The organism is Syntrophales bacterium, from assembly GCA_030655775.1.
GTDB lineage: Bacteria > Desulfobacterota > Syntrophia > Syntrophales > JADFWA01 > JAUSPI01.
Window position 1 is genome coordinate 1 of sequence record JAUSPI010000016.1, and the last position, 15,167, is coordinate 15,167.

General features: G+C 45.9%; 14 protein-coding genes. 6 read left to right on the forward strand and 8 right to left on the reverse strand.

Annotated features, from left to right (window positions below; all coding sequences use genetic code 11):
* Together Q7J27_00705 and Q7J27_00710 are read left to right on the forward strand one after the other, a co-directional pair.
* Positions 1-962 (forward strand): histidine kinase dimerization/phosphoacceptor domain -containing protein (locus Q7J27_00705; protein ID MDO9527661.1); only part of this gene is annotated, 962 nt, incomplete at its 5' end.
* Between the two features lie 231 nt (positions 963-1,193).
* On the forward strand, positions 1,194-2,720 hold the full coding sequence (locus Q7J27_00710; protein MDO9527662.1) for an MmgE/PrpD family protein: 1,527 nt from the start codon (positions 1,194-1,196) through the stop codon (positions 2,718-2,720).
* A gap of 40 nt (positions 2,721-2,760) precedes the next feature.
* On the opposite strand, the gene Q7J27_00715 is transcribed toward Q7J27_00710, so the two are convergent.
* Positions 2,761-3,492, reverse strand: a complete 732-nt coding sequence (locus Q7J27_00715; GenBank protein MDO9527663.1) for a cyclic nucleotide-binding domain-containing protein — start codon at positions 3,490-3,492, stop codon at positions 2,761-2,763.
* A gap of 27 nt (positions 3,493-3,519) precedes the next feature.
* Here Q7J27_00715 and Q7J27_00720 point away from each other — a divergent pair, with 27 nt between their 5' ends.
* The 3 genes from Q7J27_00720 (at position 3,520) to Q7J27_00730 (ending at position 6,937) form a co-directional block, all read left to right on the forward strand.
* Positions 3,520-5,184 carry a type VI secretion system contractile sheath large subunit gene (locus Q7J27_00720; GenBank protein ID MDO9527664.1) on the forward strand — a complete coding sequence of 555 codons (1,665 nt, stop codon included), beginning with the start codon at positions 3,520-3,522 and terminating at the stop codon, positions 5,182-5,184.
* Positions 5,185-5,213: 29 nt separating this feature from the next.
* Complete coding sequence (locus Q7J27_00725; GenBank protein ID MDO9527665.1) at positions 5,214-6,284, forward strand: NAD(P)H-dependent oxidoreductase; 1,071 nt, start codon at positions 5,214-5,216, stop codon at positions 6,282-6,284.
* A gap of 191 nt (positions 6,285-6,475) precedes the next feature.
* Positions 6,476-6,937: a MaoC/PaaZ C-terminal domain-containing protein gene (locus Q7J27_00730; GenBank protein MDO9527666.1), complete on the forward strand. Its 462-nt coding sequence runs from the start codon at positions 6,476-6,478 to the stop codon at positions 6,935-6,937.
* A gap of 191 nt (positions 6,938-7,128) precedes the next feature.
* On the opposite strand, the gene Q7J27_00735 is transcribed toward Q7J27_00730, so the two are convergent.
* The 7 genes from Q7J27_00735 to Q7J27_00765 form a co-directional block, all read right to left on the reverse strand.
* Positions 7,129-8,646 carry a DUF1846 domain-containing protein gene (locus tag Q7J27_00735; GenBank protein ID MDO9527667.1) on the reverse strand — a complete coding sequence of 506 codons (1,518 nt, stop codon included), beginning with the start codon at positions 8,644-8,646 and terminating at the stop codon, positions 7,129-7,131.
* A gap of 103 nt (positions 8,647-8,749) precedes the next feature.
* Positions 8,750-9,625, reverse strand: a complete 876-nt coding sequence (locus tag Q7J27_00740; protein ID MDO9527668.1) for a hypothetical protein — start codon at positions 9,623-9,625, stop codon at positions 8,750-8,752.
* Between the two features lie 53 nt (positions 9,626-9,678).
* Positions 9,679-10,296: a hypothetical protein gene (locus Q7J27_00745; GenBank protein MDO9527669.1), complete on the reverse strand. Its 618-nt coding sequence runs from the start codon at positions 10,294-10,296 to the stop codon at positions 9,679-9,681.
* Positions 10,297-10,557: 261 nt separating this feature from the next.
* Complete coding sequence (locus tag Q7J27_00750) at positions 10,558-11,373, reverse strand: HD domain-containing protein (protein MDO9527670.1); 816 nt, start codon at positions 11,371-11,373, stop codon at positions 10,558-10,560.
* Positions 11,374-11,400: 27 nt separating this feature from the next.
* A complete protein-coding gene (locus Q7J27_00755) occupies positions 11,401-11,766 on the reverse strand; it encodes a response regulator (GenBank protein MDO9527671.1) in 366 nt (121 codons plus the stop codon).
* Between the two features lie 48 nt (positions 11,767-11,814).
* Positions 11,815-12,654 (reverse strand): ATP-binding protein, encoded by an 840-nt coding sequence (locus Q7J27_00760; protein MDO9527672.1) that lies wholly within the window; start codon positions 12,652-12,654, stop codon positions 11,815-11,817.
* A gap of 7 nt (positions 12,655-12,661) precedes the next feature.
* Positions 12,662-13,726 carry a PAS domain-containing protein gene (locus Q7J27_00765; GenBank protein MDO9527673.1) on the reverse strand — a complete coding sequence of 355 codons (1,065 nt, stop codon included), beginning with the start codon at positions 13,724-13,726 and terminating at the stop codon, positions 12,662-12,664.
* Positions 13,727-13,761: 35 nt separating this feature from the next.
* Between Q7J27_00765 and Q7J27_00770 the strand changes: the two genes are divergently transcribed.
* A complete protein-coding gene (locus tag Q7J27_00770; GenBank protein MDO9527674.1) occupies positions 13,762-14,994 on the forward strand; it encodes an IS701 family transposase in 1,233 nt (410 codons plus the stop codon).
* Positions 14,995-15,167: the final 173 nt, after the last annotated feature.

Genomic DNA, 15,167 nt, shown 5'->3' on the forward strand with positions numbered 1-15,167 from the left:
GGGACCCACAGCTTAGGATTACCAAGTTTAACCATGCCTTCGAGCATCTTATTGGTTATAAAGCCGAGGAGGTCATCGGCAAACAACTGAATGTACTTTTCCCTGAAGAAAGCCGAAACGAATCGCTGAACAGGATCGAACATACACTGAAAGGCGAATACTGGCAATCGGTGGAAATTCCAATCCTTTTAAAAGATGGAAATGTCCGAACAGTACTCTGGAACTCGGCGAACATATATACTGAAGACGGTACGACAATTATTGCCACCATAGCCCAGGGGATAGACATCACCGAGCGGAAGGAGGCCGAGAGAAAAGTCGAGCGATCCCTCAGAGAGAAAGAGGTAATGCTGAAGGAGATTCATCACCGTGTAAAGAACAACATGCAGGTGATTTCCAGTCTTTTAAATCTCCAGGCAGGACATATCAAGGATGAGCAGGCTCTGGAGCTTTTCAAGGAATGCCAGAGCCGTGTCAGAACGATGGCGCTTGTACATGAGAGATTATATCAAGCTGAGGATCTGGCCAGCATTGACTTTGCCGACTATATCAGGAGCCTTACAGGTAATCTACGGCGCATGTATATGATTGATCCGGATATCATCAAGCTGAATATTTATGCAGAGGATGTTTTTATGGATATTAACACATCCATTCCCTGTGGCTTGATTATCAACGAGCTGGTCTCAAACACATTCAAGCACGCCTTTCCTGAAGGAAGAGAGGGTGAGGTTTCCATCACCCTTACGGAGGACAAAGTTGATAAGAGGTATACGCTAATTGTCAGCGACGACGGTGTAAGCTTTCCGGGAGATCTGGACTTTAGAGAAACAGAAACACTCGGCATGCAATTGGTTAACATTTTAACGGAACAGCTTCACGGTACCATTGAGATTGACAGAAGCGGTGGAACGTCATTTAAAATCATTTTTAAGGCGCAGGAGTACAGGAAGAGGATATAAAGGGGTAAAACCCTTACGGGTAAATTCCGAATAAGGATTATGCGAGCGCGGGGGCTCTGTCCCCCGCCTGTATGTTGCCCGCAGAGGGGCAACGCTACATATAACCTTCTTTCGTATTTAAGTTGAATTTTTCAATTCCCCTTGACACATAATACGCCTTTTCCCTATACTTCACGACATTAAAATTAAGTTCTTATTGAAAATTAAATTTAACTAACCCGAGAAAAAACGATGAGTCAAAAGGTGAAACAACCGGACGGGGATTTCAGGATTGACTGGCAGGGATACAACACCGATGACCCCAAAAAGAGTGAGGAGAGGGTTGACGTGTCTCCTGCCGGTACGGAGGGGATATTCATTGATCTGGAACCGCATGACATTCAGAGGATCGAAGAAGTCAAGCAGATGGATAAAGAAAAGAAATCTATTGAATTAACAAAAACCATTGCCAACTTTATAGTCGAAACAAAAGCAACAGACATACCATCCGATGTTTATGCCCATTCCAAAATAGCATTTCTCGACTGGCTTGGCTGTACCATAGCAGGAATGAATAATCCTCTCGTAGATAAACTAATTCGATATGCTAACGTTATGGGTGGAAACGAACACGCAACTATTCTATGTCATAACTTGAAGAAAACCGTCACCCAGGCGGCAATCATCAACGGGGCTGCCTCTCATGTATTGGATTACGATGATACGACGACAGTCGATATAAGACATGCGTCGGTCGGCATGTTCCCCGCCTTTCTCGCACTTGCCGAATGGAAGGGGGAAAGCGGAGCCGATTTCCTGACTGCCTATATCATCGCTTTCAAAGTTGCTGCTCTTATTGGAGCCTGCACCGGCATGGAACAATACTCTGCGGGATTGCATACAACGTCCACTATCGGACATCTGGCTTCTGCCGCAGGCTGTGCTCGATTGTTGAAACTGACTGAACAGCAAACCATTTACGCCATGGGCATCGCCGGAACACTGTCATCCGGCTTAAAAATTGTATTTGGCACCATGACAAAAGCATTTCACGCCGGAAATGCTTCTCAAGCCGGCCTGAAGGCAGCCATACTGGCCAAAGATAACTTTACCTGTGCAGAAAACTTTCTGGAAGGCCCCGACGGCTATTTTCAAATTTACAAAGGGCAGATAAACGAAAAGGAGTTGAGTACGCTGGGCAAAACCTGGGATCTCGAAAATCTGGCCCAGAAATATCACGCCTCCTGTCACTTTACACATTCCGCCATTGAATCATTCACGGCTATTGTTAATGAAGAACGCTTATCCCGGGACGATATACAATCACTGAAGATATATTCATCACAGTTGGCCATGAATGCAGCTGGAAAGACAGAGCCAAAGACGGGATTGGAAGGCAAGTTCAGCATCCCCTATTGTGTGACAAACGCTCTTCTAAGAGGCGATACCGGCTTGCAAGCCTTTACTGACGAAAAGGTTAATGACCCGACGATAAAAGTCTTCATGGAAAAAATATCACTATTTTCGGATGACAGCCTTGAGCCAATGGAAGCAAGGGTCGAGATAGAGACAGACACCGGAACGATATTTTCACGGTCTTCCAATGTCTTTAGAGAAATACCTGAACTCGAAGAAAAAGAAGTTAGAATAAAAAGTAAATTCCAAAATATTTGCAGCCCTCTTCTGGGCAATCAAAAAACGGATTCGTTAATAGAAGCTGTTCTGTCTATGGAACAAGTGGATAATATGAGAGATTTTGTTTCAGTAAATCTCTCATAATTTTTTGGCATTTGACGTTGATGCACCCGTAAAAAGTCCATCAACCATCTGTTTTTAAATTTTCCGTTAATTTACGCAGATGGTCATGACTGATCTTAACAAACTTCACTCCCATCCCAACGGGTCGCATCCTGGGATCTCCAGTAACGAGTCTATTCCAGGAAACTTCGCACTCGATTTCCAGTGCTTCCAGATCATTTGGCAGGAAAAGATTTAACATAAAACGTTCACCTTGTAACAGGGGCTCTTCCGTATCCATAAAGAGTCCTCCTGAGCTGACATTTCCAGAATATGCCTTGACCAGCTCTTCTTTGCTTTTAAATTGAAGCTCCAGAACTTTATATACACGTTGATCCTGCCGGCGTAATATTGTTTCAGCTGCAATTCTGGTCGTTTTTTCAAGCCTTAAAGACAACGTCCTCAGTATAGTCTGAAAATCACTCGAAAGCTTGTTGAATTCCGCATCCAGAAATCTTCGGTCCAGGATCCCAACGGTTGTTTCACCCACTGCCTTGACCGTAGCGATTCGCGGTACTTTCGCAATATAACCCAGTTCTCCGAAGACCTCTCCTTCCTTAAGCGTCTCGATAACCACCTCTTTATCCCCGACTTTTTTTAAGATCTCGACCGATCCGGACTCAACGACATAGATCCAGTCCCCGTGACTGCCCTCTTCAACAATGATCTGTCCGTCCTGATACGTTTCTTCCGCCGTCGTTATATACATGGCAATGTTCCTTCCTTCCGCACAAAACATTAGTTTAATGTTCAAATTAACACTTGGAGAATAGGGAAATATTTGTTAAATTTCAAGATAATTCTGTTATGCAAGAAATTCCGAACAGAGAAGCTCTCTTTAATAGCCATAGGAGGTAAGATGAATATGCAAAATATCCCTTTTACAATTCTGGCCATGACGCCCGTCAGTCCGGTGTCCGATGTTTACAACAAATCGCACCTGACCAGTCTGGATATGTTTACCCTCAATGAAGCCATGGAAAACATTGACCCACGTCTTTTCGTGCCTGTACCCCAAGAATTGTGTCCCGAGGGTGCACTGACCATTCGCCTGAAAAGCATCAAGGATTTCAAGCCGGATTCATTGATCAAAAACAACGAGTACCTCAAGAATGTTTATGAAGCCGGCTCTTTCATCGAGCAGGCCGTATCCGATGGACTCTCTGCCCCGACTATAGCTGAGAGGCTTAAAGCAGACTGGCCATTCTTGCCTTTTGATATAGATGCAGGCACTCCCCATAAGCCCCCCGTGAAACAGACCGGCATGGTTGATAATATTTTGAACATGGTGGCCACACCGGACAGCCCTGACTCATCGACTACGGATACCGGCAGACCACATCAATGGAAGGCACGGATTGACAGTCTGCTCGCTTCTCTTCTCGAATCCATCTTCAACAATGAAGATTTTAGAACCTGTGAAGCCGCATGGCGCGGCATTGAACTCCTGTTAAAACAAGGCCAGGTAAAAGAAGGTGAAGGCGTGCGGCTGAAAATAATGCCGATCAATCCGAAGAACCTTGAAAGTGTGCTGGAAAAAATAATCGATGAGTTGGTAACCGATTTGCCCAATCTTGTACTCATTGACCTGCCGTTCGACAGTTTCCCTAAAAGCACAGACCTTCTTAAAAAAGTAGCTGTGTTTGCGGATACCATGCTTGTACCGACACTGTGCTGGATCGACGCCCGGTTTTTTCATCTGAATAACTGGAGCGATCTCAAAAAAGTGTCCTATCTCAAACATTATCTTGAGGATGCATCCTATGCAAAATGGAGAAAGTTGAAAGAGCTGCCCGGCGCCGATTGGCTCAGCTTCACCTGTAACCGGTTTCTGACCCGTTCCCCGTACGGCCCCAACAATAAACCAGGCACCGTTTTTTTTCAGGAAAAGGATCCTCTATGGATCAGTCCGATCTGGGCATTGGGGGCCCTGACTGCCCAAAGTATAGCTACTTTCGGCTGGCCATGCCGTTTTACCGACTATACGAGTATCAGCCTGAAAGATTTAGCTGTCATCGACTCCGGCAATACCCTGCCCTCGCCCACGGAAATGGTCCTGTCCGAAGATCGGCTTATGGAGTTCATTGAAATCGGGATTACGCCTCTGCAGGGCGTCGCGGGAAAAGATATGGCATTTACACCGAGGGAAACAACCCTGGGCGGCGGATCTCTGAAATATCAACTTTTCACATCACGGATTTTGACATTTCTCTGGTGGTACCGGGACAACGTGGATGAAGAAAAAATGAGCGACGATCTGTGTACAAGCATCAAAGATGCACTCAGGTTGTTCTGGCAAGAGACCGGACATTCCCCTCCTGAGGATCTCGAAATTACGGCCGAGGAGACGGCAGAATGTAAACCGGTAAATATCAGAATAGGAATGACACCGCCCGCGTCTATTCTGCCCGGGGGGCAAAGACTGGAAATGACTTTTCTCTGGTAAATATGTGAAGCTCTTTCAAGGAGAATACCATGAAAATACTTGCTATTAATTCAAGCCCTCGGGGCGAGCGTCAGAGCAAAACGGCGCTTATGCTGGATCATCTCGTTTCTGGCATGCGCGACGCCGGTGCCGAAGTAAAGGTAGTAAATCTGCGCTCCAGGAAAATTCAAAACTGTATCGGCTGCTTCACCTGCTGGACAAAAACACCCGGCATCTGTATTCACAAAGATGATATGACCAACGAACTCTATCCGGAATGGTTAGAATCCGATTTGGTCGTCTATGCCTCGCCGCTTTACCATTTTACGGTGAACGCCTCAATGAAAGCCTTTATTGAGCGTACCCTCCCCCATGTACAACCTTTCTTTGAAGAACGCGATGGCAGAACTATTCATCCGCCGCGCAGCCCTCATCCAAAGGTCGTCATGCTCTCTGTAGCAGGATTTCCGGAGAAAAAGGTTTTCGAACAACTCTCAGTCTGGGTACAGTTTATTTTCGGAAGCCACGGCACACTCATAGCAGAGATATATCGACCTCTCGCGGAGGCATTGCCGCTCCCCTTTTGCAAAGATAAACGGGATGATATCCTCGACGCCACCGCTCAAGCCGGCCGTGAGATCGTCGAGTCTCTCAGGGTAACACCGGAAACAATGACCCGTATTACACAGCCTATTGTCGACGACAGTGAAACATTTTTCACTATGGGGAATCTCATGTGGAAGACCTGTATTGCGGAAGGAATAACACCCATGGAATTTGATCAGAAAGGTCTCATGCCTCGTCCGGATTCTATCGAGAGCTTTATGATAATTCTGCCCATGGGGTTCAATGCCGGAGCTGCAGACGATATGGAAGCCGTAATACAGTTCAGCTTCTCCGGCGACGTCGAAGGCGCCTGCCATTTCATAATAGAAACCGGAGGAATCTCCGCACACAAGGGAGAGGCAGAAAATCCGACCATCACAATCGAGACACCGTTCGATCTATGGATGGATATCATGACCAAAAAGGCCGACGGACAGGAAATGTTTGCGAAGCAGAAATTTAAGGTCAAGGGAAATCTTTTACTACTTATGCGGATGAATCAGCTATTTGGATAGCAGTTCTGAGCGCGAAGTCGAGTTTTGGGTTGTAGGGTCGGGTTTTACACCCGACCGCAAACGGTGGCATATAAAATGCCACCCTACACAGAATTGTTTTATGGATGGTCGAAACTTGTGCTGAATTTATTTCAGCAAAATGTTCTGAGCATTGAAAAACCATTTTTTCAAAGCTTTTACATGGAGGAGTCTTGCAAGGAAAATTTTTTGACGATTTTAATGCCGGGGACACATTCACAACCTCGCGAAGAACCCTGACGGAATATGATTTAGAGGCATTTTGCAATCTGGCATGGTTCAACTCAAGCATGTTTTGTGATGATATTTACGCCACAGAAGAAATGCCCTATAAATCAAGAGTATTTCCGGGACCTTTAATTGTCTCCTTTGCAGTAGGGCTGTTTTTAAAATTAGGGGTCTACGAAAAGACTATCATCGCTCTGCTTGGAATTGAAAACATGAAATTCAAGGCACCCCTACGAATTGGGGACACGATGCACGTCGATGTTCAAATACTGGAGAAAAAAGATTCCATGTCACATTCAGACAGGGGAATTTTAATCGTTCAATTCGCCGTCAACAAAGTATTATCCGAAAAAGGCAAAGAATTCATCATGAGCTTCGAAATGGCTCACATGCTTAAAAAGAAGTGAATTGCCCTGCAGCAACACAGCAAACTCAGGAAAATGCGATTGCCATATGTTGAGAGCTTTGCATAATACCAATATTGTCATTGCGAGCGAAGCGAAGCAATCTCATAACATATTGATAATTCATAAGATTGCCGCGTCGCTAAAGCTCCTCGCAATGACCAGAATTGCAGTTTTGCAAAGCTCTCATATTTTCAGGTAATAAAAAGATTTTTTGTGGGAAAATTGGGATCGCTTGTAAGGTTAACACCAATGCGCCTCAGGCCCGCTTCATCACCCGGTGTGGGAATGTGTGTCATATGGACTTCACAGCCGTGAAGCTCTTTCAATTTTTCGATCGCCAATTGAGCTGCCGAATTGGTCGTTGCACTGATACTCAGAGCAATAAGCGCTTCTTCCAGGTCCATACTAACCGTTTTCTCGTGCAACATTTCCGTTTTAAGATTACTGATAGAATCTGTAATGTAGGGCGGCAGTAGTTTTATCTTGGCTGGTATTCCCGCCAGATGTTTTATAGCATGCAGAATAAGGCTTGATGCTGCATGCATCAGGGGGGAGTTATTGCCCGTAACAACAGACCCATCCTTGAGCGCTATGGCAGCCCCACAGAAGATACCTTCATTGCCTTTATCTTTCTCCTGTGCTTCAACGGCAGCCCGGCGTGCCGGTCCAACCACATTTCTGTCTTCCGGTTCAAGATTAAAATCCTTGATAAAAAGCTCTACCCTCTGGACGGTTTCTTTATCGGTAAAACCCATGACATACTCACACCGATACCTGAAATACCGCCTGATTATCTCCTGCTTGGCTGCCTCCTTCGTCACCTCATCATCCGTTATGGCAAAACCACAGCGATTTACTCCCATATCGGTCGGCGATTTATAGAATGCTTCGCCTCCCGTTATCTTTCCTAATATCCTCTTTACAACAGGAAACGCATCAACGTCACGATTATAGTTTACAGCCATCTTCTCGTATGATTCCAGATGAAATGGATCAATGAGATTGAAATCCCTGATATCCGCCGTCGCGGCTTCATACGCTACATTAACCGGGTGTTTAAGGGGTAAATTCCAGATAGGGAAAGTTTCAAACTTGGCATATCCGGACTTATTGCCTCTTCTGTAATCATGGTATAGCTGCGACAGGCAGGTGGCTAACTTTCCGCTGCCGGGACCTGGACCGGTAACAACAACAAGTGGTTTATCTGTTTCAATATACTCATTTGCACCATAACCCTCGTCACTCACAACCATATCCACATCGGTGGGGTACCCTTTCGTATAACGATGTGTGTAGACTTTAACATCTCGTCTTTCCAGCTTATTCTTGAACAACACGGCAGACGGTTGGTTCTCAAAGCGTGTTATAATGACACCCGGCACATTGATTCCAAACTCCCGCAGATCATCAATGAGCTTGAGGGCGTCGGAATCATAGGTAATGCCGAAGTCTGCCCTTATTTTCTTTCTTTCAATATCACCGGCATAAATGCACAGCAGGATGTCCGCCTTGTCTTTCAATTCACGAAGAAGTCTCATTTTTACATTCGGATCATAGCCGGGCAAAACTCGTGCTGCATGATAATCAAAAAGGAGTTTTCCTCCAAATTCGAGGTAGAGTTTATTGTCAAACCTCTCTATTCTCTCCAGGATTGCCTTGGTCTGTTCTTCGATATATTTCTCGTTGTCAAAACCCGTCTTTGCTGTCATATGAACCCTTCATTTGCCCGTTATTTTTACACGCCGCAGTGTATTCTGTAATTTGTCCAATATCAAGAAAATTAGGAAAATTAAATCTGTCCCCTCTTGCCCTCTAAAGCTGAACATACCCTTCACCACCGCAAAACGATGTTCTTTTCAACCCGGATATATCGATTAACAGGATGTAAAGGGCGTAGACTTCGAGGCCGAAGGGTAGATACCCAAGATACCCGAGGACGGGCATTTCAAAGATATGAAGTACATCTACAAAAGGAATCGTATAGACCCACTTGGGGAGGGAATAAAAATTCCACATCTCCCAGAAGAGACCGCAGGTGAGAGCCCCCAAAGCGAGTGCGAGGACGGGACGCCAGTTTCCCGCTTCAAGGTACCTCAACAGAGAGGGCGCCCCGAGTAACGTGTTCAGTGAATCAAAAATGAGATAAAGACTCACCCAGACAAGGGGGAAACAGTAGCGCGGGAAAGCGATAACTGAAACGAGCATCACCATACCGGCGAGAATAAAGGCAACAATCCTCCGGTTAGTGACTGTAATCATCCGCCACCGCACCGAACCGGCAAGGAGGTGTAACGATCCCCATAGTTCCGCAGTAGAGAGCACGGCGGGAATAACAATGCTGAAATGGATTGAAGACCGAACGGCGTATTCAAGCGAACCGACGGGGCGATTGTGCAGGTAGTGCCAGTTCTGAAGAAAAATATTAAAAAACTCAAAGAGCCACCAGCCCGGAATGGAAAGCAGAAACATACAGACAAATGCCTTCGGACTCCGGCTGAAAAGCGATGTGCCTCTACGTTTCCAGTTATATGCATCGACAACAAGGATATATCCTATCCAGAGGAGAAGGAACGCATTTTCCCACAGATACAGGACACCATCAGGCCTCACCCAGGCAAGGGGCCAGCCGACGGCAATTAACGCTAATCCCATGTACCCTCGCATTGGAAACCTGTACACATTCGCCATGATCATTACATCTCCGGGAATGAAACAGTAAAAAGAAAAGGTCAGCAGGCACGCTAACCCTTTTCTGTTGTCACCAGATACTCATTGAGATAGCTGTTTATTCCATCTTCTCTTCCAGAATAGAAATGGTCAGCTTCATTAACGATCTCAAGCCTCGACCCTATTTCTTCAGTTATTCCCCTTAAACGAGCGACTGGACAGAACTGATCCCTGTCTCCACAGATAACAAGGCCTACCTTACCCTCCAGACCGGAAAAATCAAACTCTACAAAATCTATCGGCGGAGATATCATAATTGCATCAGAAAGGAAGTCCTGATTTGCAATCAACCTTGTATTGACCCACGCCCCAAAGGAATAACCTGTTAAAAATATATCTTTTTTGCCTTTCTCGGCAAGAAAATCAATCGCCCCTTTGACATCTTCCTGTTCACCAATACCATTATCGTAGACGCCCTCACTTAGCCCCACACCCCTGAAATTGAACCTCAGGGTTGAAAATCCGTTTTGATAAAAGGTCGAGACAAGGGCATCCACTACGTTGTTTCTCATGCTTCCACCCATCTGAGGATGGGGATGTGTAATAACCACACCCTTTTCTCCATTAGAAGAAGCATAAAGGCCCTGGATACTCAACTTTCCACTTCTGAAAAATATTCTCTCTTCTTTCATTAGAGTCACATCCTTAGGGCTGTTGCCCGAATAATTCTTATATGCGCGCACTATATATGTAACACGTTCGTAAAAAGTCAGAAAGTGCACCATTTGTCGTCCTGAACTTGTTTCAGGATCTCACTTGTTTCAGCATCTAATTATTTCAGCAAGTTAGAGACCCTGAATGATCCTGAAACAAGTTCAGGACATGATTTTGGGTGATAAAAAAAGACTTTTTACGAGACTGTCAAGATTGATGCAGATAGGACAATTAATGAGTTAACGAGCCCTGAAGTTGTGTATTGTGCCGGACAGTGATACATTCTGTTCCGAACTTACCTCTTCTTTGATGTTTAATATTTCATCTATATTTTCAAAGAAAACATCTGCCACATCAGGGTCAAAATGTTCTTCCCTTTCTTTTCTAATTATATCTAAGGCTACTTCAACAGGGAAAGGATCTTTGTAAGGCCGTTTGGATGTGAGAGCGTCAAAGACATCAGCCAGGCCAACAATCCTGGCTGTCAGTGGAATAGAATCGCCGGCAAGGCCCTGTGGATACCCCTTGCCGTTCCACTTTTCATGATGGGAAAGGGCTATCTGCTCTGCAATTTTCAGAATTTCCGCTTTAGAATCTGCCAGGATTTTTGCTCCTATAGTGGTGTGGGTTTCTATAATTCCGAACTCTTCGTCTGTCAATTTGCCCGGCTTCATCAAAATGCTATCGGGGATTCCAACTTTCCCTATATCGTGCATGGGAGCAACGTAAAGGATATTCCGAACATCCCTGTCCGGCAGCCCAAGCTTTTCAGCTATCAAAGCAGCGTATCTACTCATGCGGACGATGTGGTCGCCTGTATCCTCATCTTTATATTCAGCCGCAAGGACGAGTCTGTGAATGGTGTCGATGTAGGCTTCATGTAGCTCCAGCATGGTCTTGTTCAGGTCATCGGCAAATTTCACAAGTTGCTGATTGGTAGCTTCAAGCCCTTTTCGTTTTTCCTTTTCCGACTTGTATACCTCGGTAAAATCCGTTGCATATTTTTTTAGTTGGTCAACATCAGAAGAACCGGCAGGCAAGTTATTTTTCTCCATGAAAATGCTCCTTTCTGGAAAATTTAACTATCCAAGAATCTCTTCCACCTTTCTAATCAATTCCAGAGGGCTGAAAGGTTTGGTGAAGTAGTCATCTGCTCCGGCTTCAAGTCCCTTTTCTCTGTCAGCCTCTTGCCCTTTGGCAGTCAGCATGATTATGGTACAGTCTTTTGTCTCAGGGTCATTCTTTAGAATTCGGGTTGCTTCCAGGCCGTCAATTTTCCCGGGCATCATGACGTCCATAATTATCAGGTCAGGTTTTTCAGCCTTCACAATTTTGATTGCCTCTTCCCCGCTTTTAGCCTGAAGAATCAGGCAATCTTCTCCCCTGAGAGTAACCTCCACCAGCTCGCGAATCTGTAACTGGTCGTCTACTATAAGAATCTTTTTCATCTTGTTGCCCACCTTTCGATTGCGGATTTCGAATTGCGGAATGCGCAATCAGCTTATTGGTATCATAAACCTCACTGCTGTTCCTTTGCCCAGTTCACTTTCCACCCAGACTTTTCCGCTATGCGCCTCAACAATATATTTGATGATGGTCATGCCCAGTCCTGTCCCTTCAGGCGCCGAGTCAGAGGCGTCAGCCCTGTAAAACTTGTCAAATATTTTCTCAATCTGTTCAGGTGACAACCCGATTCCCTCATCTTCAACTGATACCTGATATTCCATTTTGGGTTTTGATTCCGCATTCCGAGCCTCCGCATTCGCAATAACTTCACCAACCACGCGGATGATACCGCCTTCAGGAGAGTACTTGACCGCGTTGCTGAGGATGTTGCTTAAGACCTGCTCCATTTTATCCCTGTCCGCAAACAACTCTATATGCTTATCCGTCAAGGCTACCTCAAACCTGTGTTTTGAGGACATATCCTGAAAGTGTGGGATTACCCGTCTGATTATTTCATCAATCTCACATTGCACTTTGTTAAGAGTAAATCCCCGTTCTGACTCTATGCGAGATATATCCAGAAGATCGTTGACAATCTCTGCCAGGTTTACGGCCTGTTCATTAATGTACGAAAGAAACTTTTTTCTCTCTTCATCAGTAATGTTATCTCTTGCAAGCAATATTTCTGAAAATCCCTGAATAGATGTTAATGGGGTCCTGAGTTCGTGGGCCGCCGTAGAGACAAACTCTGTCTTCATCCTGTCCACTTCGCGTTCGTAGGTCACATCATGTATGATAGTTATGATACCGCTCTGCTTACCATCTTTACCTTCGATAACCGATGTTCTGGCACGCATGATCCCGGTGTGTTCTATATCTTCCCCCGGCAATTCAAAGTCAAACTGGTAGCCTGGTTCTCTCTTCCACCATACCTTCCAGGTTCTTAGAATGCTCCCTCAACTTCTCCTGCGCCCGCTTGAGCTCGGTGATGTCGATAACAATACCCTCGTAATGTGTAATATTGCCTTTTTCGTTCCTTCGTATGTTTGTCCTATCATCAACCCAAATCATTCCCCCATTTTTGGTTATGATTCGATATGGTTCGCGAATAACTTTCTTTCCTTCTTTCTCTTTGCTATAGGTTGAAACCTCTTCTGCCACTCTTTCCAGATCATCGGGATGAACTGTCTCTACATAAGATACTTTACCTGAAGTAAATTCCTCTGCTGTGTAACCAAATAGCTCTTTTACATTATCTGAAACGAATTCAACTGGCCATCCTTCAGCGTTTTTCCAAAGAAATGCAACTGATGGACTCCTGTTAACGATATCGTATGCCTCTTTCAGGGCATTCTCCGCCAGCTTGCGTTTCTCCTCCATCTCCATATTGTAGAGAGCAAGCGCTATGTCGTCGGCTACCTCCCTCAAGAGATCTTTCTCTTCTTCGTCGACAGTTACATCGGGTGCAAACAATATGGCAAGCAGTCCGAAAAGTCGGCCAACGTGCTCGACACGTATGATTGCGGCCTCCCTGTCGGTGCATGCATCCTTGAAGAAGCAATCTCCGCACTCTCTGGATTTGCCTACAATAAAAAGCTTCTCTTTCTGAGCAATTGTGCTTCTGATGCAGGAAGGATGATCGCCACCCATTACATGTTCGCTGAAACGAGACATGCCTTCCCCGAAACCTGAACCCTTGACAGTGGCAAAGGTTTCGTCGTCCTTGAAGAATCCAAGCCACGCAGCATCGTAGCCTCGTGCCTCTATCATGATATCGCAGGCTTTCCGGAGCAGGCTGTCACGATCCTTTTTCTTGATGATGAGTTGGTTGATGTTGCGAATGGCCCGAAGGATGGTGTTGAGGTGGATAATGCGTTCCTCTGCCTGCTTTCGATCCGCTATATTTAATAAAAGCTCTCGGTTAACACTACAACGCCGGTTGGTTGACATTTGATTAGTCATGGTGTATACTCCTGAAAAACAACAGGAGGTGTGCCATGACGGAGGACGATTTGAGAGAACTGATGCCTCAATTGGAGGCATATCACAGTCGGTTTCACAGTTTCTTTTGTCGCTCTGAAGGCAGAAAGTGGGGCATGAAATATTTGCAGGGTCTGATGATGCCTATTGAGCGAAAGAACGTGGAGAACATTGCCGAGGAAGTGGGTGCGCCACCCCGGAAACTGCAGGAGTTTTTGAGTGATTCTCCCTGGAATGACGAAGGGTGTATTGAAGAGCACCAGCGCTTTGTGGGTGAGCTGTTTGGCGCCCCAAACGGCGTTGTGATTTTCGACGATACGGGCTTTCCCAAAAAGGGTGATAAATCTGCGGGCGTGGGAAGACAGTATTCCGGCACAATGGGCAAGACGGACAACTGCCAGGTTGGGGTGTTCATGTCTTATGCGTCTGTTCATGGTCATACCCTGGCGGATCGGCGGCTGTATATCCTGTCTCAGTGGTTTGAAGAGACCGCCTTGGAGAGAAGGAAGAGATCGGGTATCCCTCAAGGTGTTCGATTCAAAACAAAGATTGAACTGGCCATGGAGATGCTGGACAGGGCCAACGAGAGAGGCCATTTGCTGTTTCAGTGGGTCAGCGGCGACTGTGCCTACGGGGATGCCCATGAGTTTCGGAAGCACATTGCAGGTATGGGGAAATGGTATTGTTTTGAAGTCTATTACGACACTCATATCTGGACGGACGACCCTGCCTGGAAAGTGCCGCCGGTTATGGAGAGCAGACGGGGAAGAAAACCGAAGCATCCGAAACCGACGGAGGGATCTCCGCCTGCCGTGACCGCATCGTCTCTCGTCTCTTCTATTCCTGATAATCAATGGCAGCGAGTCTGCCTGCGTGAAGGAGACAAGGGGCCGCAGGAATTTGAATTTGCTCGCCTGCGGGTCTTTGAAAAATGGAACGGGAGACCGGGACCGGCTTCCTGGCTGATGATCAGGAGGTCTTTGCAAACAGGAGATAGAGAGATCAAGTTTTACCTGTCCAACGCTCCGGAAACTGTCTCCATCTCTGAAATGGCCTGGGCAGGATGTCAGCGCTGGAGCATCGAGGTTGACTTCAAGCTGGCCAAGGGTGAAGTCGGTCTCGACCATTATGAACTGACGAAATATCGGGGCTGGTATCACCATATCACACTCTCGATACTTGCTCTTGCATTCCTGAAGGCCGTGCAGCTGCAATGGGGAAAAAAAATGTGTGTCGGCCACTGTTCCTGAGATCCGAAGGCTCTTGGAGGTGGTTCTCCCAAGAATCACATGGAGCCCTCAAGACGTGATCGCCTGGTTTATGAAGCAGCGGCGTAACAAAGAAAAATCCAGAAACTCTTATAAGAAAAAATGGCTAAAGAATCATCCTACATAAACCACAACAACCGGCGTTGTAGTGTTAA

Bases quoted from the DNA above. Each gene is read 5' to 3' on its own strand.
- Q7J27_00765 (MDO9527673.1), bottom strand. From the start codon at position 13,726: ATGACTAATCAAATGTCAACCAACCGGCGTTGTAGTGTTAACCGAGAG.
- Q7J27_00725 (MDO9527665.1), top strand. From the start codon at position 5,214: ATGAAAATACTTGCTATTAATTCAAGCCCTCGGGGCGAGCGTCAGAGC.
- Q7J27_00745 (MDO9527669.1), bottom strand. From the start codon at position 10,296: ATGAAAGAAGAGAGAATATTTTTCAGAAGTGGAAAGTTGAGTATCCAG.
- Q7J27_00740 (MDO9527668.1), bottom strand. From the start codon at position 9,625: ATGGCGAATGTGTACAGGTTTCCAATGCGAGGGTACATGGGATTAGCG.
- Q7J27_00710 (MDO9527662.1), top strand. From the start codon at position 1,194: ATGAGTCAAAAGGTGAAACAACCGGACGGGGATTTCAGGATTGACTGG.
- Q7J27_00755 (MDO9527671.1), bottom strand. From the start codon at position 11,766: ATGAAAAAGATTCTTATAGTAGACGACCAGTTACAGATTCGCGAGCTG.
- Q7J27_00750 (MDO9527670.1), bottom strand. From the start codon at position 11,373: ATGGAGAAAAATAACTTGCCTGCCGGTTCTTCTGATGTTGACCAACTA.
- Q7J27_00735 (MDO9527667.1), bottom strand. From the start codon at position 8,646: ATGACAGCAAAGACGGGTTTTGACAACGAGAAATATATCGAAGAACAG.
- Q7J27_00770 (MDO9527674.1), top strand. From the start codon at position 13,762: ATGACGGAGGACGATTTGAGAGAACTGATGCCTCAATTGGAGGCATAT.